This is a genomic window from Novosphingobium profundi, from assembly GCF_018491765.1.
Classification (GTDB): Bacteria; Pseudomonadota; Alphaproteobacteria; order Sphingomonadales; family Sphingomonadaceae; genus Novosphingobium; species Novosphingobium profundi.
On record NZ_JABWCU010000021.1, the window covers coordinates 72,149 to 91,062 of the forward strand.

Below are 18,914 nucleotides of genomic sequence, written 5' to 3' on the forward strand. Positions count from 1 at the left end.
CCTGCGCCATCATTCGTCCTCCGCAAGGCGCGCGACGGAAAGGAACGTCTCGGGCGAGACCCGCAGCGCCGCCCCCGTCGGGCAGGCGCGCACGCATGAGGGCCCGCCCGAAATCCCCTTGCACATGTCGCATTTGATCGCCTTCTTGGGGCTTTGCGCGGCCTGGGGGCGACGGCTCGCCTGCTTTGCGCGCCAGGCCTTGTCGGGTTCGCCCGGGCCCGGGCCCCGCCCCAGCAGCATCCACGAGAACAGCGAGGGGCGCGGCGGCGGCGCAGCGTCCATGCGGATCACGCCATAGGGGCAATTGCGCTGGCAATTGCCGCAGCCGATGCAGGTCTCGTCGATGAAGACCTCGCCATCCACCCCGCGCCGGATCGCGTTGGGCGGGCAATCGGCCATGCAGTGCGGGTGCTCGCAATGCCGGCACGAGGTCGGCACATGGAGATGCGCATAGGTCGTGCCCGCCTCGCGATCGAGCCGCGAGAGGCCGCCATGGGTGTCCGCGCAGGCCTTCTCGCAATTGTCGCAGCCCACGCAGAGCCGCTCGTCGATCAGCAGCACGTCGGTTGCCTCGCCGATGCCGTTCTCGACGAGGAACTGCGCGGTCTGCGAATACATGTCGACCGCGCTCGAGAAGTTCTCCTTGCGCCCTTCGACGAAGCTGGTGACCTGCTTGCGCCGCTGCATCTCGGCGCGCGCCTTCTCGAGCAGCGCCGGACGCGCCGCCAGCACCCGGGCAAAGGCCTCGCCCGAAAGGCGGATCACTTGCGAGCGCACCGCCGCGCGCACCGTCGCCGAGCGCGGCGAACCATCGATCAGCGCCATCTCGCCGACGTAGGAGCCCGCCGGAAGGTAGTTGAGGAAGACCGCACGCCCCCCGATCTGGCGCTCGACCGTCATCGAGCCGCGCCGCACGATGTAGATGTCGTTGCCGGTATCGCCCTCGGCCAGCACCACCTCGCCCGCGCGCACGTCCTCGACTTCGGCGCTCTCGACCAGCTCGGCGACATCCGCGGCGGTAAGCCCCGATCCGAAGATCTGCAACACCTGGCGCTCGACCGAGATGCGGTGCACCGCGCGCGCGGCGGCAGGCGCGGTCGCCAGGAGCTTGAGCGCGGCCGCGCGCGAGAGCTCGACGACGACAAGGTCGCCGGCCGCGCGGATCGTCGCCCCGCGGCGCCGGCCCGAGACCAGCCCGACTTCGCCGAAGATCGAGCCCTCGCCGATCGGCACGGTGCGGGTGGGGTCCGCCGGATCGATCTCCACCTCGACCCCACCTTGCGCAATCGCGAAGAGCGAGGAGCCGGGCTCGTTGCGGCGGAACACGACATCGCCCCGGCGCAGGCAATGGACCTGAGATTCGAGCATCAATTCGCGCAGTTGCAGCGCGGAGATGCCCTGGAAGATCGCGATCCTTTCGCCGAAACGCGCCAGCCAGGCCTCGACGTCGCCGCCGCCGGGAAGCGCGGCGAAGCGCTCGGCCAGGATCGGCTCGTCGGCGGGCCTGAGCGCCGTATTGCCGTTGAGGAACTCGACTACGTCGTAGCCCTGGTTCATGCAGTGCTTGATCAGCGGATAGCCCGCCAGAGCGCCAATCACGTGGATGCCCGGACGCGAGGTTTCGAACGAGGGGGAGAGCACCGGGAAGGCCTCGCGCTCGGGGCTGGTGAAGGCGATCCCGCAGGCCTCCATGAAGGCGCGCGGGGGGGCCGAGCCGGTGCGCGCGATGATCCGGTCACAGCGGATCGTCTCCTGCCCGTCGCGCGTGTCGAGCACGAGTTCGCCCGCAAGCACTTGCGCCGGGGAGCTCTCGCGCCGGATGGTGAGACGGCCCGCCGCTTCGGCCTCGAGCATGGCCGCGACGTTGGCCTCCTTGGCGCGCGCGAACTCGCTGCCGCGATTGAGAATGGTGACGTGGTTGCCCTGCGCCGGGTCGGCGACGAGGCCGAGCGCGTTCTCGATCCCCGCATCGCCGGTGCCGACCACGACGATCTCTTCGTCGACGTATTCGCCGGGATCGTCGAGCTGGTACTGGACGTGCGGCAGGTCGGCCCCCGCGCAGCGCAGGCGGTTGGGGTTGCCCTGTGTCCCGATCGCCAGGATCACCCGCTCCGCCCGCACCTGCCCGCCACCCTTGAGGTGAAGCGTGAAGGCGCCCTTTTCGCCCTCGATCCGCTCGACCTCGGCGTCGAAGCGGACCGAAAGCGCGATCTCGCCCGCCTCGCTCTCCCAGGTCGACAGGATGTCTTCGCGCGCGCCCGCCGAAAAGGCGAGGTCCGAGCGCAGTTGCAGGTGCGAGGGCGTCGCCATGACGTACTTGCCCTTCTGGTACTTGAAGATCGTGTCGGAAAGATGCCCGGTCTTCTCGAGCAGGACATGCGCGATGCCGAGACGCGCCGCGCGCGCCGCCGCGCTGAGCCCGGCCGGCCCCGAGCCGACGATCGCGATGCGCACCTCGTTATCCACCGCACCCCCTTTCGGGCCCCTGCCCGTTCGATCCTACCCCGCCTGCAAATACATCTCCGACAACCGGTTGCCTTCGGGACAAAAAGATCGCACCGTAAACGCGATGATAGCGACCTACCCCACCTTTCACGGGCAATAGTGGACGCAAATTTCGCATGTCACAACAGTCGTCTGGACATTTCAAAATTGTAACCGTTGTACTTGGACTTTCCATTGTCCTTGTCTCGAGCGTAGTTTTCTATCGTCATTTCAATATATTCAATGATGATAGCCCGCCCCGACACGTATCGGACGATGCCGCCGCACAGCCCTTCCAGGCGCCCCCGACCCTCGACGCGCTCGAGGCAGCGGCCCGAAGTACGCCCGGCGACGTCGAGGCCTGGCGGCGCCTTGGTCTTGCCCGCTACGACGCGCGCCACTTCGCCGAGGCCGCGCGGGCTTACGAAACGGCGAGCCGGCTCGCGCCGAAGGACGCGGCCCTGTGGTCCGCGCTCGGCGAGGCGCGGGTCATGGCGAGCGCACACGATCCGATGCCCGCCGCGGCCTCCGCCGCCTTCACGCGCGCGCTCGAACTCGATGCCGGTGACCCGCGCGCGCGCTATTTCGACGCGGTGCGTCAGGACCTTGCGGGCGATCACGAGGGCGCGATCGCGTCCTGGCTCGCGCTTCTTGCCGACACGCCCCCCGGTGCGCCCTGGCGCGCGGACCTCGTGCGCACGATCGAGCAGGTCGGCAAGATCAACGCAATCCCCGTCGCGCAGCGCCTTTCCGCGATCGCGCCCCCGGCCCCTGCCGCGGGCGCCATGGGCGCCATTCCGGGCCCCTCCCCTGCCCAGCTTGCACAAGCGCGCGCGATCCGCCCCGAAGAACAGCGCGCGATGGCACAGGACATGGTCGCAAGGCTCGAGGCCCGGCTCGCCGGCGATCCGGGCAACGTCGAGGGCTGGGTCATGCTGATGCGCAGCCGCCTGACGCTCGGCGAACCGGACAAGGCCGCGCGTGCCCTCACGGATGCGCGCGCAGCCAACCCCTCGCGCGCCGATTACCTGGAGGAACAGGCGCGCCGGCTCGGCCTGCGCTGAGCGCACGGCGGCGTCACACAAGCGTTGCCACATCGCGCCCTCCGAACACGAAGTAGGTCCCCAGCGTCAGGAACAATCCGGCGAGGAACAGGCGGTAGGCGTAGCCCAGGTACCGGTATTTCTTGAAGCGCAGGACCTGCCCGTTCTGGTAGACATCGCGCAGCATCGTGCGGAACATGCCCTCGTCGGTGGCGAGCCGCGTGACGATCTCCTCGACGAACTCGGCCTCCTCGATCTGGGTGAAGGCCCCGAAGAACAGGATGTTCGAGCGCGCCGGATCGTAAGGCGGCGTCCGGATCGCGGGCATCACCACCATGACCGCGCAGAACGCGGAGAGGAACGCGAAGGCGGCGAGCACGACGAGCGGCAAGGGCAGCGGCCCCTTGGCGCTCTGCCCGATCGTCAGGGTGAAGACGATGAACGTCGCGCCCAGCAGGATGCTTGCCTTCTGGTCGGCCATCTGGCTGAGCGTCAGGTGGCTCTGCACCGCCGTGCGCACGAGCTGGACGGCCTGAGCCGGATAGACCTTCTGCCTCCCGTCCGCCCCTTCGCTCGTCTCCCCCCCGGCACTCATGCCCTGCTCCCGGGCCCAGGCGGTGCCCAGCGGCTCGCACAGGTGTTTGGCGCGCGCCGGCCGCAGGGCACGCGCCTCGTCACACGCCGTTGCTCCTGTAACGCGGCGTTTCATGCGTGGTGGCCACGACGATACCGGCAATCGCGGCCGCACCGCCAAGTCCGATCAGCACCCCGCTGCCTATCTTGCCGCTGGCAACCGAGCCCGACGCAAGCGTCCGGCCCGAGGTTCCCTTCGGATTCGCGCGGGTGCTGCCCGGCGGCGGCGGGGTGTTCACGAGCGCCGTCAACGTGGGCGCAAACGCGCCCGGCGTCGTGCGCAGGACTTCGTCGAACGTGGCGTAGGAAGCCGGCGCAATGGGGAACGGTCCGATCGGGACCGCACCGGGATATGGCACGAAAAGGGCCTGCCCTGGCCGATCCAGCAGGATCGTCCGGCCCCCAGCCATTACCTCGATCCGCCCCTGCGGCTCGCCCATCTGGGCCTTCGGGCCCGGACCGCGCAGCACGATCATCGTCGCGGTCTCGGGATCGGTTCCGGCGGGAAGCGCAAGGCCCTGCTGCCGCGCCGCCAGCAGCGCATCCGCGCCGACCGCGCCTTCGAAGATCGTGCCGCGAATGCCGATCGAGGCCGCCGGTGTCTTCACCACGTTGGCCCCCTCCTTGCGCGCCTTGCCCGACATGAAGCGGAAGGTCCCCTTGGCCACCGAAGCCCCCATGCTGGTGGTCCTGCCAGCGGGATCGTAGGCGAAACGGTCAACCGTGAAGAAGGCGTTGGGCCCTACCGTCAGGTTCGACTTGTCGAGCAAGGTGACCTGCAGGGCGCTGGCGCTGCCGGTGCGCACCTGGTTGCCCAGCGCCACCTTCTCCTTGACCACCGCCTCGCGGTAGGTGCCTTGCGCATCGCGCCGGGTCTTCACGTCGTTGCGCACGGCCGAATTGACCCCCACCACTTCCTGTCCGTCGACCGGCACCGCCACCAGCGCCCCGGCGAGCGACGCCACAATCCAGGCCCGGCCCAGCTTTGCCATCCGTTCGCGTTCCATGTCATTCTCCCTCCCCGGAAACCTGGGCGAGCTGGGGTATTTCCCCGCAGGCCTGCCCTACCCTTTCGAGAGCCGCGCCCGAATTGGCCTCGCTCGCGATCTTCGCGCCTTCGAAACGCCCCGCCTCGACGTCGTCGAGGCGGCACAGGAGGATGGCGTAGTCCGCCCGCGGTTCCAGCGCCTCGTGGTCGACCAGCAGGTAGCGTTCGAGCACCGCGACCGCGCCGGTGAGGTCGCCCGCCTCGGCCTTGGTCCGCGCCAGCGCCTGCGCGCCCGCAGCGGTCGCGGAGGTATCGGCCTCGCTCTCGATTTCCGACACGAGCGCGGCGTCCTGCGCCGACATCTCGACCGGCACCTCCTCCAGCGCCGCGCGAGCGTGGGCCGCCTGGCCGCCTCCGGCAAGCGCCGCCAGTCCCAGGATCAGCGCTCCCGCGCAGCGATACCCGGCCCCTTGTGTCGTGCCTTTACGTCTCCTCTCCATGTCGCGTCCTCCTTCTCAACCGCCGCGCGCCCGGCCTTATTTGCTTTGGGCGCTGTAAATGCCGTCCCAGCCGGGCCCCGGGGGCGCCTCGCGAAACCTCGCGATCCGTTCGCTGTAGATCTGGTAGAGCCGTCCCAGCCCCCACCCCGCGGCCGCCCCGGCCTGCCCGTGCAATAGCTCCTGCGCACGCTTCCAGTCCTGCCCGCGATAGGCCGCGAGCATCGCCGCGTGGGCCTTGGCAAACTCCGTGAAGCGCGCTTCGCGCGCCAGCTCCTCGTCACCCAACAGGACATGGACGCTCTCGGGCGCATCGCGTCCGACAACACGGACCTGGTCGAGCTCGAGCGTCGCGAACGTGGGCGCCGCCGCCGCGAGCGCACGCCCGATCGCAACGTCGACACCGTAGAACTTGGTCAGCCCCTCGATCCGCGAGGCCAGGTTCACGGTGTCGCCGATGAGCGAGTAGGAGAGCCGCTGGCGCGAGCCCATGTTGCCCACGCAGCACCGCCCCGAATTGAGCCCGACCCCGATCCGTACCTGCCCCGGCCAGGCCAGGTCCGCGCGCGCGGGCATCGTCGCGTTGAGCTCGTCGAGCGCGCGCATCATCGCCAGCGCCGCGCGCAGCGCGTGGACCTCGTGCTCGGCATCGTCGAGCGGGGCGTTCCAGAAGGCGAGGATCGCATCGCCGATGTACTTGTCGATCGTGGCGCCGCTCGCGATCAGCGTGTCGGTCATCGGGGTGAGGAAGGCGATCAGGAACTCGATGATCTGCTCGGGCGCCATCCCTTCGGAAATGCTGGAGAAACTGCGGATGTCGCAGAACAGTACGGTCATGTCCCGCTCCTCGCCGCCGAGCTTGAGCTGGCGCGGGTCGGCGGCGATGCGCCTGACCAGTTCGGGGGCGAGATAACGGTCGAAGGCGCGGTGGATATGCGCGCGCTGGCGCTCCTCGCGGTAGAAGGTGAGCACCGTCACCACCAGGTAGCCCGCCACGATGGCCAGGATCGGCCAGGTCGGGTCGAGCAGGTAGCCGCGATCGAGGAAAGCGTAGAGGCTGGCACCGACGAGCAGCGCGGTGACGGCAAGGCCCAGCACCGCCCCCCAGACCGCGCCCAGCCAGGGAAGCAGCAGGACCAGCCCGAGCCCGGCCACGAGAAGCAGGCTGCGCTCGAGCCCGAGCGCCCAGTCGGGCCGCAGCAGAAAATGGCCCAGGATCATCTGCTCGGCCGCCTCGGCGTGCACCATGATGCCCAGTTCGGCCGGATTTAGCGGGGTCGAGCGCAAGTCGCGCAGGCCGATCGCGCTGGTGCCGATGAAGACGATACGCCCGTTGAAAGCCGCCTCCATCGCCGTCGCATCGAGCGCGCCGGAGAGCACTTTCCAGGCCGGCACCACGCGCCCGGGCTCATCGCGCGTGTAATGCATCCAGAGCTGGCCTTGCGCGTCGGTGGGCACTTCGATGTCACCCACCTTGAGCGCGACGACTTCGCCCGGTGCGCCGCCTTCGCCGCTGCCATCGGTCGTGCGCACGCGCACCGACTCGGTCTGGAAGGCGACCCGGATCGCCTCGAGCGAGAGCGAGGGGAGCAACTGGCCGCCCTGGCGCTGGATCAGCGGCGCGCGCCGGATGATCGAGTCCTGATCGGGTACGAGGCTGAGCGATCCAAGTCCGGCGGCGGCTTCGCGCAGTTCGCGCTGCGGCGCGACGGCGCCCGCGAAATCGGGCACCTCGTCGGGCGGGGAGCCCAGCACCACCATGCCCGCGCGGGGCGAAATGCGCGTGGCGCCCGGGCGATTGCTGAGGAAGAAGCCCAGAACGCTCGGGCTCGCGCGAAGGGCCCCGGCGAATTGCGTGTTGTTGTCGGGCAGGCGGGCCAGCGCGCGCGCGGCCTCGGGATCGCTCTGCGCGAAGCGGCGCGCCAGTTCGCGCGGCGAAGTCCGGTCGCTTTCGGAGAACACGACGTCGTAGGCGATCGCGGCGGCCCCGGCCTCTCCCAGCACGGCGGTCAGGCGCGCCAGATCGGTGCGTGGCCAAGGCCACTGGCCGTAGCGGCGAATGGTTTCGTCGTCGATGTCGACGACCCGGACCGGAGCTTCCTCGTAAGGGCGGGGATAGAGGCGCTGGTAGGTGTCGAAAACCATGAACCCGAGGCGTTCGATCACCGGGGAGAGGAAGGGCACCGGTGCGGTCTGGAAGATCGCGATGACGATGATCACCGCAGCGCCGGGCAGGACCGCGAGGCGGACCTGTCTCGACCAGACGATGATGATCTCGCGCACCTTGCCCACCCTGTCCATCGCTCTTGCACCCCTGCCTTACGCGATTTCTCGAGACTTCACCTCACCAAAAGGTCCACTATGACACACATTGTAATAGGCCAACCAGATTCTTACGCCCATGTGCAAGATCAGTTCCAGTTAAGGATTGTTCAGGACCAAGTATTTCGCGGTGGCTTTCGCGCTATCGGAACTGGTGACTTTTCGGGCTCTTGCGCTCAGGCGTACCAGCGGCAGAATCCATCCTGCGTCGCCCGGTCGAGCACCTGGCGATAGCTTGCAAACGCCCCCTCGTCCGGGGTCACCACGCCGAAGCGGACCGGATGCTCGGGCCGGATCGGCAGCAATGCGGTGGGGCAGGCGACGGGCATGAGCTGCGACCCAAGCCCGGCGTGGAGCGTAGAGAGCTGGCCATAGAGGTGCCCCTCGCGCGTCGCGCGGCCCAGCATGATGAGGCGGTACTGCCCCTCTTCGCTGGTCACCAGGTAGGTGTGCCCGGACAAGTTGGGCATCGCCACGAAACCGGCCTGGGTGAAGGCGCTGTCCTCGCGCTCGCTTTCCGCAAAGGCCAGGTGCCCGCCACCTTCGTCCCAGTAGATCTCGGTACGGTAGGCGAAGATCGCGCCGGGCTGGCTGAAGGCAGGGCGCAAGGTGAGGTAGGCGCCCTCGATCCAGCGCACCGCAGGCCGGCTGTACGAGCCCATCGCCGGCGGCGCGAGCATCGCCGCCGCCTCGGGCGGCACGGGCGCGGATGCGCTTTCGCCGCGCAGCGAGGTGCCCAGCACGTCCTCGATCCGCACCAGCGTCGCCAGCGAGAAGGGCCGACTGCCCGAGAGCGCCTTTTCCAGCGTCGAAAGCGAGACCCGCGCGAGGTCGGCCAGAGCCTGGCGCGAGATGCGCCGGCGCGCCAGTTCCTCGCGCAGGCGGTGGGCGATGGCCGCGTTGTCGGCGCCGGTCAGTTCGGGAGCGTGGGTCATGCGATCCTGCGTTACCGTACAATTCCGGACAAATCCGCCTTTTTCGTCAGGATCGGCCCATCCGTCCGGTTCGGTCCCGGAAACTGGCGGTTCTTTCGCGTGGCTGTGCGGCCTTGCGCCTGCCTAGTGAGAGGGCTCCCACCACGACGGAGCCACGCCATGTCCACCTCGTTCTCCCGATCCGCCCACCGCCGCGCCCTTGCCCGGCGCCCCTTCCTCGCCGCCGCCGCAGTTGCCCTGACGCTGGGCAGCGCGCCCGCGACCCGGGCGCAGGATGCGCCCGACCCCGCCGCGGGGGGCGCCCTCATCCTCACGAGCGCCGATGGCACCGTGACCGCCCCGGCGATGCGGCTCGGCTCGGACATGAACGTCGAGGTCACCGGCACGGTCATGCGCGTGAAGGTCACCCAGGCCTTCCGCAACACCTCGAAGCAGTGGATGGAGGCCAGCTATCTCTTCCCCCTCCCCGAGGACGGCGCGGTCGACACGCTCAAGATGGTCGTCGGCCAGCGCGTGATCGTGGGGACCATCCAGCGCAAGCAGGCCGCGCGCGAACTCTACGAGGAGGCGCGCGCCAAGGGGCAGAAGGCCGGGCTGGTCGAGGCCGAGCGGCCCAATCTCTTCCGCAGCCAGGTCGCCAACGTGGCGCCCGGCGAAACGGTGCTGATCGCGATCGAATTCCAGGCCCCGGTGCGCCAGGTGAACGGGGAATTCGCGCTGCGCCTGCCGCTCGTCGCGGGGCCGCGCTACGTGCCCCCGCATAGTCTGTCGTCCCCCGCCGCGCTTCGCGACGCCGCGCGGGTGACCGCGCCACTTGCCACCTCGAATGCAGGGCTCAACCCGGTCTCGATCACCGTCCACCTTGCCCCCGGTTTCGTGCCCGCCAACGTGATCAGCCCCTACCACCGCATCAACGTGGCCGAGGACGGTCCCTCGGCGCGCACGGTGACCCTCGCGGCGGGCGCGGAGACGGCCGACCGCGACTTCGAGCTGCGCTGGCGCTCGGCGAGCGCGGATCCCACGCTCGCGCTGTTCCACCAGCGCCTCGCCGACACGGATCATCAGGAGGATTACTATATGGCGACGATCACCCCCCAGGTCCACGTCAAGGCCGCCGAGGCGCCCGCGCGCGAGATGGTCTTCGTGATCGACAACAGCGGCTCGATGGGCGGCGGCTCGATGGACGCAGCCAAGGCCAGCCTGCTCCATGCGCTTTCCACGCTGCGCCCGCAGGACCGCTTCAACGTGATCCGCTTCGACGACACGATGACCCCGCTCTTCGAGACCTCGATGCCCGCGAGTGCCGAGCAGGTCGCGCTTGCCCGCAGCTTCACGCAAGGGCTCGAGGCCGATGGCGGCACCGAGATGCTCCTCGCGCTCAAGGCCGCGCTGGCCGACCCCGATCCGGGCGCCAAGGGCGTGCGCCAGGTCATCTTCCTCACCGACGGAGACCTCTCCAACGAGCGCGAGATGATGGCCGAGATCGCCGCGCACGCCGGGCGCACCCGCGTGTTCATGGTCGGCATCGGCTCGGCGCCCAACACCTATCTCATGCACCGCATGGCCGAAGCCGGGCGCGGGACTTATACCCATATCGGCGCGAACCAGGACGTCCTCGCCCGGATGACTTCGCTGCTCGACCGGATCAAGGCCCCGGCGCTGCACGATCTCTCGGTCCGCGTCGAAGGCGCCACGCTCGACCTCACGCCCACCCGCCTGCCCGACCTCTATGCCGGGGAACCGCTGGTGCTGCTGGGCAAGGGCACGGTGGCGGGCGCACAGGGACGGTTGATCCTGAGCGGCACGCTTGAGGGCAAGCCCTGGCACCAGAGCGTGGAGCTTGCCGGGGCCACCGACAGCCCGGCGATTGCCAGGCTCTGGGCCAATCGCCGGATCGCCGACGTCGAAGCCGCGCGCTGGGCGAACGAGATCGACGGCAACGATGCCGACGAGGCGATCGCCCGGCTTGGCCTTACCTATGGCCTCGTCACCAGCCAGACGAGCCTCGTCGCGATCGACAAGACTCCCGCCCGGCCCGCCGGAACCCCGCTCACCCAGCAGGACCTGCCGCTTGCGCTACCCAAGGGCTGGAGCATGGAGGCGCTGTTCGGCCAGGATCGCGCGCAAGACCGCCCCGCCGCCCCCCTGCGCGAGGACGAGGCGCGGCTCGACCTGCCGCAGACGGCAACCGGCTATCTCGGCCGCATCGCCCAGGGCCTCTCGCTTCTCGCGGGCGGACTTGCCAGCCTGTGGCTCACCCGCCGCCGTCGCACCGTCAAAGGGTCGCGCGCATGAGCGCGGGCGCGCGCCGCGAGGCCGCCCTGCGCGGCCTGCTCGGCCTTGGCGGTCTGGGTGCGGTCGTCTGCGGGGGGCTGCTCGTGATGCAGGGCGTCGCGGTTCCTCGCGCGGCCGAGGCGGGGCAGGCGCGGCTCGAGCGCGCCTTCGCAACGCAGGCCGCCCGACACGCCGATCGCAGCGAGGAACCGGGCGAGCCCAGCCCGCAGGCGATCATTCCCTTCGTCTCGCCGGTCGACTTGTCGCACCCTGCCACTCCGGCCGCCCCGGCCGCCGCCCCTGCCCTGCTGCGCCTTTCGGTCGCCCGGCTCGGGGTTCGCGAGATCGTGACGAGCGGGGAGGCGACCCACGACACGCTCGCCAGCGGCCCGATCATGGTCAAGGCCGCCAGCGCGCAGAGCCCGGTCACCATCCTCGCCGCGCACCGCGATACGCATTTCCTTTTCGTGCGCGACCTTGCGAAGGGCGACGTGATCGAATTGCAGAACCCCTCGGGCGCGCGGGCCCGCTATCGGGTGGTGCGCTTCGAGACCGTGCGCTGGGACCGTTTCAGCTATCCGCGCGACCCGGCGCGTGCGCTGCTGGCGCTCGTCACCTGCTACCCCTTCGGGGGCACCGAATACGGCGGCCCCTTGCGCCGCGTCGCCTGGGCGGAGCGCATGGACGCGGATAGCGCCAGCCAGGCGTAGCCGAAGGTCTCGAGCAACGCCGCTTGCAGGCTCGTGGGATGCCAGTCGCTGCGGTAGGTCAGGCCAAGCTGACGCTTCTGGCTTTCGACGAGCGGCCCGATCCGATCTACGCCCCCGCACATGTTGCAGCGCTCCATTGGATCCGCGTAGATCCGGTGGAGCGCTTTTGCACGGCACCGCGACAAGCCGAGTTATGGCGAAGAGGCATTGCGAGGCGAATTGGCGATCAAACCGCATGGCAATGAGGATATTCTTTCGTTCGGGGGGAAATGAGGCCTTTCGAACGCCGAATGACTCTCGATTTCCTGAGTGAAGCTTCCGCGCACATTTCGAGGCGAAATATCTTCAAAAAATGAGCCACCAGGAGCCGTTTTCAGAGCGATCTGCGACGGCTTCCGACCCGATCTTCATCTTCGCAGGAATTCGCCTCTACGGGGCTCCCAAGGCAAATTTAGCCTATTTCACGTTTTGTTCCGATCTGCCCTTCCGGGAGTTCCCACGCTTCACATCGGAGGGAGCTCGGCCCGCCTTGAGTGAGCGCGTTCCATCGGGATTGGCGATGGAAGAGCTGTCAGCGCAAAGTTGGCTTCGAGCCAACGCATGCTTTCCGGTCAGCTGTTCGGTCTGCCGTACGAGGCAAGGCATCTACGGTTCTTGCCAAGTCTGGCAGACGGGGCTGCAAGGTTTCAACTCAGCGCCCTCCTTCTTCCTCTTAGTCCATCCAAAACCTTGGGCTTCATGAGGGTTAGACGGGTTATATCGAAGAGTTAGATAAAGTTAGAGCTTGCGCACTTCGCCGTGAATCGCGCAGCTTCGACGAGTCGCGGCAATCGGGTCGTTCCTGTTGTATCGATGATGCGTTCCCGATGTATCGAGCTTGTCGTTCCCGAAGGATCGAGACCCGGTTCCCGATGGGTCGAAGCCATGGCCAAGTCTGTTCCCGGAGTGTCGAAGACCCTGCTTTGCACCGGAAAATTGAAAGAGTTTCCTGTGGGCAACTCAAAAGATCGTTCAAATCCACGTACGCCATGACGAACCTTCGCACATCCGGGAACGCCGCGTCGGCCGAACGCGACACTTCGGGAACGGAGCGGCGCCACATCGGATTTCACGCGTAGATCGCGGCGGCTTCAGGGCGCAGCCGGTAGCCGGTAGCGGTGCGCTCGAGATCGCGCGGGTGGGGAATGTTGCCGGCAGGAAGGACGGGAAGCCGCGCGGTCTGCGGCCACCGATGGCGGATCTCGGCCATGAGCGCGGTGCGAAAGCGTGCCGAACGCGCGGGATCCTCACCGCGCAGGAACGTGATCCAGGCATGGCCGGGGCGGACCATCTCGATCGCGCTCGCCATCATCTCGGCATCGTCGCGGCCCCGCCAGACGCCGGCATTGAGGGTAATCGGCATGCCGGGTGGCGAGATCGCGCGCACGTCGGCGTCGGTGGCGGCATCGAGGTGGTAGCCCTGTTTCCGGGCAGCTGCGTCCAGCGTGGCGAGGAAGCCCTTGCGGGCCGCGGCGTCGGGTAGCGGGACGTCCCAGGCTTCGAGCGTCTCTTGCGCGGGCCTTGGCTTGGCCGGGGCGCAGGCCGGTGCCAGCGCGATCAGGATGGGAAGCAGGGCCGTGCGCATGGGGCGAGCCTACGGCGTGTTCGGATCGGGGTAAAGGCAAGGGGGGAGAGAGGCCGCGGATTACGACAATCGACACCGGGGGGCGGGAGCGCGTGGCTCGCAACGACGTGATGGTGTGGGACGATCGGGGGGAGGTTCGTGTCCGGTGGAGGCAGGCTGGAAGGAGGGAGGATGTGGGACCGGGGGGCTGGCAGAGGGGCGATGGCGGGGGCGTCACGGCGTGGTCGCGCGGCGCCCCCCTGCCCTCACCCGCGCAACTGGTGCTTGTGCTTGGCGTGGTGGCGACGGACCCAGCCGATGAAGGCGCGTTGCCAGTTGGCGGGGGTGCGCTCGGCGTCGGCCTCGACCCAGCGCTCGAACTCGGCGTGGAGCGCGTAGAGGTCCCAGCCGGGGCACTCGCCGCGCAGCGTGGCGATCGTTTCGTCGGTCATGAAACCGCGCGTGGCGTTGTCGGAAAGCCCTGCCACGGTCGAGCGGATGAGGCGCGCCGCGTCGAAGGTCTCGACCGGTTCGGGCGCGGGTTTCCTCGAGGAAACTTTGGCCCGGACAGGCCCCGGCGCGGGCGAACTCCGGGCCGGGGCCCCCTGCCCTTCCCCATCGTTCGCGGCGTGAGCTACGGCTTCACCCGGGGTTTCGGACGTTGTCGGCTTCGCCGTCTTTGCCGTTCTGGCCGGCTTTGCGGTGGCAACGTCGGCCCCGCCCTTCCCGTCGACACGCGTCATGCGCAGCATCGCCTCGCCGTCTCGGGCGGTCTCGACCGCGAGCGCGTAGCCGGGCAATTCGTCCTTCTCGGCCAGCTTGAGCATCTCGAACTTGAAGCGGCGGTATTGCCCTTCGGCGCCCGATTTCTCGAACAGGACGGGCATGGTGATCGCGAAGCCGGCTTCGCCCGCGCCGCCCGCATGCTTGCGCGCGACGCGGTAGAGCCAGCGCTCGCGCCCGCCGGTGATGTCGAAATAGGCGCGGTCGATCGAGAGCACGCCGCCCTTCATCATCACGCCTTCCCAGAACCAGTTCGACAGCTCGATCGTCATGCCGCGCGAGCGCTCGGTCTTTTCGTCGACCAGCTGGGTCCAGCCGTCGAGCCAGGAGAAGGTGGCCTCGCGGCGGTTTTCGGCGCGGATGTTGGTCTTGATCGTGGTCGCCACCAGCCGGTCGAGCGCCTGGCCGAGCAGCTCGTAGGCGCGGCCCGTGGTCGGGCGGCCGATCGCGCGCAGGAGGTCGTAAGGCATGATGTTGAGCTTGCGCGGTACGTCGTTGAGGCCGCGGCGCTGCATGTCGGCGATCACGCTGGCGCAATAGATCAGGATGTCGGCGTCCCAGATCGTGGCCATGCCATATTCGGGGCTGGCCGAGACGTGGACGCGCACCTGGCCATCGGGGCTGGTGTAGTCGATCGGCTTGATCCGCTTCGACTTGGCGAGGCTGAAGAAGGGGCGCTCCATCATCTCGCGCTGGTCGCGCATCGGCAGGTTCGCGATGTAGGGCAGGAAGAGGTCGAACTGTTCGGTCTCGGATGCCTTGCTGGCGCGGGTCATGATCGGGACACTTTCGAAGGTGGGCACGCGAAGGCGCGAGCGAAGGGCAGGGCAGGGCTACGGGCCCCGCACGGAATCGGGGTGATGGGAATCGGATGAACCAAAGTGGTCCGATCCGGCCTCGGGCACAACCGGGGAGGGGGGCTCCTGCAGGGGTTCCCGTGGAAAAGCGGGCTCGTCCCGGCGATGTGTTCCATGTGGGCGCCGCCGCGAAGGGCGTACGTTCGGCCGGAAGGATGGGGCGGCGCGCGGGTCAGGGCCGCCGGATCAGAGCCGGAAATCGCGTGGGCACCAAACGACGAAGCAGGGACAATCGCCCCTGCTTCGTGAAATGTTCGTGCTGTCGTGGTGGGAGGGGCCCCGGTCGGGGCTGGACCTCTTCTCCTGAAGTTTCCTCGAGGAAACTTTCGCACCCGTTTCCTCCTCGTCAGCTCACCGTGACGCCGTTCTTGCGCAAGGTGTCGAGCGCGTGGCGCAGCGCCTGGGCCAGCTGTTCGTCGCCCGCGCCGCTCGCCATCGGCAAGTGGATGGTGACGCCCTGGCGCGAGACGTCCTTGACCTGGAGGATCGTGCGGCCGTGCGGGCCGGTGATCTCGAGCCGCAGGTCCTTCTTGATCGAAGGGCCCGCAGACGGGGTATCGTCGTTCGCGCCGAGCAGGCGCTTAAGCGTTGCCGGACCCGCCAGGGCAGGGCGGCCGAGCGAAAGCGCGTCGGTGTTTTCACTGGCAATCGACTTCGCTTCCTTGCGCATCGCTTTGGCCAGGGCCTTGTCGTCGAGCGCGCAGGCGAGCCGGTAGGCCGGGTTCAGCGTCAGCTCGCCCGGATCGGCGAAGGCGAGCAGGATCTCGTCGGGGATCGTCGCGGCCTTGAGCATCTTGGAGAGCCAGCCCTTGGAGAGCTTGAGCCGCTCGGCCATGCGCACCGCCTTGCCGCCATAGTGGATCGGCAGCGCGTCGGCGTAGTTGCGCGCGCGCTCGATGTCGGTGATGTCCTTGCGCGCGCGGTTCTCGATGTCGGCGAGGCGGAAGGCCGCTTCGTCGTCGAGTTCGGCCACTTGCGCGAGCAGCTTCATCTCGGGATAGGAATGCCCGCGCAGCCACGAGATCGCGAAGTGACGCCGGGTGCCCGCGATCAGTTCGTAGTCGTGGTCGGGATCGCCCGCGAGGTGGCGCACGACCGCAGGCACTTTCTGCCCGCCCTCGGCGAGGATCGAATCGATGAGGTCGCGGCAGCTCTCTTCGGAAAGGCGCGCCTGGTTGCGGGCATTGCCTTCCCACACGCGCACGCGCGCGGGGTCGAGCAAAAGCTGGGTGACCTGGCGCACTTCGCCCGAGGCGACGCGGGCGAGCGCGTTCTCGCGCCCGAGCAGCGACAGGCCCGCACGCGAGGTGGCGCGTGGGCCGGCGAGCGCAGGGGCCTCGGACGCCGTCTGCGCGGAGGAAGCCGGGGCAGGGCTTGCCGCCGCGGGTGCGGCCGTGGTGTCTTCGTCCTCACCCGAGAGCAGGTTGGCAAGGTAATCGGATTGCTTGCGGGCCATGGGCTTACCTCCTGGACGGCATCGGGAACGCACGGAACATATGAAGAACAAATGCCGTGTAGGAAACGCTTTTCAACGTCTTGCGGGTGAAAAGTTGTTCAGCCATTGACCACGGCTTCTTCGCTGGCCGGGGTGGCAAGGCCCCAGCCCCGGCGCACCAGCGCCTCGACCTGGGCCATCGCCTCGTCGAGGTTGGCGCGCGAGCGCTTGTGGGTGCGCGCCGAACCGATCGGGCGTTCGAGTTCGTAGACCGTCATCATGCGCAGCGCGGCGTGGCTGATCTCGGCGCTCTCGAGGATCGAGACCGGAAGCAGGGCGGGGCCGAAGGTCTGCTCCATGATCTGGCGCACCATTGCGTGGCTGGGGTCGTTGCCGTCGAACTTGGAGCACAGCAGGCGCACGAAGTCGTAGTCGACGGTGAGCCCGGCCTGCGCGAGCTGGCTTGTCACCTGGTCCATCATCGAGAGGAACTGCACGGTCGAGCAGAAGTCGGGGGTGGTCGCGGCCAGCGGCACGATCAGCGCGTTGGCGGCCTGCATGACGGCCAGGCTGATGGTGCCGAGCGCCGGCGGGGGATCGAGGATCACCACGTCGTAGCCGCGCGCAAGATCCTCGAGCCCCGCCTTGAGCTTGCGGAAGCGTGAGGCAAGCACCGAGCCGCCGTCCGCGCCGCTGGCCGCCAGTTCGTACTCGACGTCGAAGAGTTCGAGGTTCGAGGGGATCAGGTCGACGTTGGGCCAGGGGGTCTTCTGGACCGCGTAGAGCAGGTCGGTCTGCGTCGGATCGATCGAGAGATAGGGGTAGAGCGTTTGTTCGCGGGTGATGTTGAAGTGCGGGTTGAAGCCGAACAGCGTGGTCGTCGTCGCCTGGCTGTCGCAGTCGACCACCAGCACGCGGTAGCCCTGGATCGCGAAATAGTGCGCGAGGTGGGTGGTGACGGTGGACTTGCCCACGCCGCCCTTGAAGTTCTGCACCGCGATCATCGCCGGGCGATCGAGCGGTGCGCGCGCGGGCGAGGCGCCCAGCACGGCGCGCATGTTGAGCAGGGCCTCGATCGAATAGCCGGGCCGGCGCCCGTTCTCGGTCGGTGGGGGAGGGGGCAGGCGGCCGTCGTCCTCGGCCATGCGGATGCGGTTGGTCGAGCAGCCCAGAAGCTGCGCCGCCTCGGCAATGCCGAAACGGATGTTGAGCCCCTTGCGACTGTCGGGCAGGAAGGCCTGCTTGCGCAGGCGCTCGATCATGCGTTCCCCGGCCTGGGCCATTTCGGCCAGACGCTCGACTTCTGAATGCATTTGTACCCCGGGTTGCTCAATTGAACGTTCGCGATGATGTAACCTTTATATATGCTTCAGTCCATCGTGTTGTACAGGAATGAGACGCACGGGCGCGCGTTGCGACCGTGCGGGCGTCGGGGCTGCCGAAAGGGGAGGGCGCGATTGCCGGGCGCGCGGTGCCGGACAGGGCCGTGGCCATCGCGAAAATAAACGCGTGATCGGGAGCGGGCGGATGGGAACTTCCATCCCCGCGAAAAGTTCCATGAATTCCGTGACGCCGCGTTCGGATTGCGCCATGAACGCGCGAGAGGCGGGGCAAGCTTTGGGTTGGTCGGTCACGACGTGCGGCACGAAGGTAGCGCGCGCGACGAATGCCTTTTCGGGGACAGGCCCTTTCGGTGAAAGGGTGCAATGGAGTTTGCCTAAGTGCACGATGACGCGGTTCTGGACCAGCTGAGGGCCTTCTTCACGAATTCCCCTGTCGCGCTGGCGCTTGCCGCGGTTTCGGGCGACCACCCGCTGATCCTGGTCAATCCCCGTTTTTCCGACCTGACCGGCTACGCGCAGGACGAACTCGTCGGGCGCAATTGCCGCGTGCTGCAGGGTCCGGCCGACGACCAGGAGGCGCGCGGCCAGCTGCGCGCCTTCCTCGAGGACGAGACGGCTGCCAACGTGCGCACGCCGATCGTCAATTTCCGCAAGGACGGCACGCCTTTCGTGAACCTCCTCTACATGTCGCGCCTGCGCGCGCTGGGCGGGGCGACGCGCTATATCTTCGCCTCGCAGTTCGACGTCAGCCGCGCCCGGCCCGAGCTGCTCCAGGCCTACGACCGCGACCTTGGCCAGACCCTCACCCGGCTCAGCCCGGCCGCAGCCGAAAGCGGGATGATCGTCGAGGGCACGCTCGCCACCATCGCCAACTCGGCCCAGACCGTGGCGCAGGCCCGCCTGACGCTTGCCGACCTCGACGACGGGGCCATCCTGTGAGGCGCGAGGACGAGGGCGGGGCAGGCGTGGAGACGTTGCGCGAAAACCGGGCGGACGCGGTGCCGGTG

Annotated in this window: 14 protein-coding genes; 4 read left to right on the forward strand and 10 right to left on the reverse strand. The window is 68.3% G+C overall.

Annotated features, from left to right (window positions below; genetic code table 11):
• Window positions 1-9: 9 nt before the first annotated feature.
• Entirely contained in the window at window positions 10-2,466 is a 2,457-nt protein-coding gene (locus tag HT136_RS21570) for a cyclic nucleotide-binding domain-containing protein (protein ID WP_214201922.1), read from the reverse strand.
• A 155-nt stretch (window positions 2,467-2,621) separates the two neighbouring features.
• On the opposite strand from HT136_RS21570, the gene HT136_RS21575 reads away from it, so the two are divergent.
• Entirely contained in the window at window positions 2,622-3,548 is a 927-nt protein-coding gene (locus HT136_RS21575; RefSeq protein WP_214201923.1) for a tetratricopeptide repeat protein, read from the forward strand.
• Window positions 3,549-3,561: 13 nt separating this feature from the next.
• On the opposite strand, the gene HT136_RS21580 is transcribed toward HT136_RS21575, so the two are convergent.
• The 5 genes from HT136_RS21580 to HT136_RS21600 all read right to left on the reverse strand — a co-directional run bounded on the left by HT136_RS21580 (window position 3,562) and on the right by HT136_RS21600 (window position 8,902).
• Window positions 3,562-4,236: a Pycsar system effector family protein gene (locus HT136_RS21580; protein ID WP_246544076.1), complete on the reverse strand. Its 675-nt coding sequence runs from the start codon at window positions 4,234-4,236 to the stop codon at window positions 3,562-3,564.
• A complete protein-coding gene (locus HT136_RS21585; RefSeq protein ID WP_214201924.1) occupies window positions 4,202-5,167 on the reverse strand; it encodes a FecR family protein in 966 nt (321 codons plus the stop codon). The genes HT136_RS21580 and HT136_RS21585 overlap by 35 nt, the downstream gene beginning before the upstream one ends.
• A 1-nt stretch (window position 5,168) precedes the next feature.
• Complete coding sequence (locus tag HT136_RS21590; RefSeq protein WP_214201925.1) at window positions 5,169-5,648, reverse strand: hypothetical protein; 480 nt, start codon at window positions 5,646-5,648, stop codon at window positions 5,169-5,171.
• Window positions 5,649-5,684: 36 nt separating this feature from the next.
• Window positions 5,685-7,946 carry a CHASE2 domain-containing protein gene (locus tag HT136_RS21595; protein ID WP_214201926.1) on the reverse strand — a complete coding sequence of 754 codons (2,262 nt, stop codon included), beginning with the start codon at window positions 7,944-7,946 and terminating at the stop codon, window positions 5,685-5,687.
• A 197-nt stretch (window positions 7,947-8,143) separates the two neighbouring features.
• On the reverse strand, window positions 8,144-8,902 hold the full coding sequence (locus tag HT136_RS21600; protein WP_214201927.1) for a helix-turn-helix domain-containing protein: 759 nt from the start codon (window positions 8,900-8,902) through the stop codon (window positions 8,144-8,146).
• Window positions 8,903-9,061: 159 nt separating this feature from the next.
• On the opposite strand from HT136_RS21600, the gene HT136_RS21605 reads away from it, so the two are divergent.
• On the forward strand, window positions 9,062-11,197 hold the full coding sequence (locus tag HT136_RS21605; RefSeq protein WP_214201928.1) for a marine proteobacterial sortase target protein: 2,136 nt from the start codon (window positions 9,062-9,064) through the stop codon (window positions 11,195-11,197).
• Window positions 11,194-11,886: a class D sortase gene (locus HT136_RS21610; RefSeq protein WP_214201929.1), complete on the forward strand. Its 693-nt coding sequence runs from the start codon at window positions 11,194-11,196 to the stop codon at window positions 11,884-11,886. The genes HT136_RS21605 and HT136_RS21610 overlap by 4 nt, the downstream gene beginning before the upstream one ends.
• A 1,108-nt stretch (window positions 11,887-12,994) precedes the next feature.
• Here the strand turns inward: HT136_RS21610 and HT136_RS21615 are convergent.
• The 4 genes from HT136_RS21615 to HT136_RS21630 all read right to left on the reverse strand — a co-directional run bounded on the left by HT136_RS21615 (window position 12,995) and on the right by HT136_RS21630 (window position 17,877).
• On the reverse strand, window positions 12,995-13,510 hold the full coding sequence (locus tag HT136_RS21615; protein ID WP_214201930.1) for a hypothetical protein: 516 nt from the start codon (window positions 13,508-13,510) through the stop codon (window positions 12,995-12,997).
• 245 nt (window positions 13,511-13,755) lie between these two features.
• The gene (locus HT136_RS21620) at window positions 13,756-15,048 is read right to left on the reverse strand and encodes a replication initiator protein A (RefSeq protein ID WP_214201931.1); all 1,293 of its coding nucleotides are present in this window, start codon (window positions 15,046-15,048) and stop codon (window positions 13,756-13,758) included.
• Between the two features lie 427 nt (window positions 15,049-15,475).
• Window positions 15,476-16,585 carry a ParB/RepB/Spo0J family partition protein gene (locus HT136_RS21625; protein WP_214201932.1) on the reverse strand — a complete coding sequence of 370 codons (1,110 nt, stop codon included), beginning with the start codon at window positions 16,583-16,585 and terminating at the stop codon, window positions 15,476-15,478.
• Between the two features lie 98 nt (window positions 16,586-16,683).
• Window positions 16,684-17,877: an AAA family ATPase gene (locus HT136_RS21630; protein WP_214201933.1), complete on the reverse strand. Its 1,194-nt coding sequence runs from the start codon at window positions 17,875-17,877 to the stop codon at window positions 16,684-16,686.
• Between the two features lie 408 nt (window positions 17,878-18,285).
• On the opposite strand from HT136_RS21630, the gene HT136_RS21635 reads away from it, so the two are divergent.
• Entirely contained in the window at window positions 18,286-18,846 is a 561-nt protein-coding gene (locus HT136_RS21635; RefSeq protein ID WP_214201934.1) for a PAS domain-containing protein, read from the forward strand.
• Window positions 18,847-18,914 lie beyond the last annotated feature (68 nt).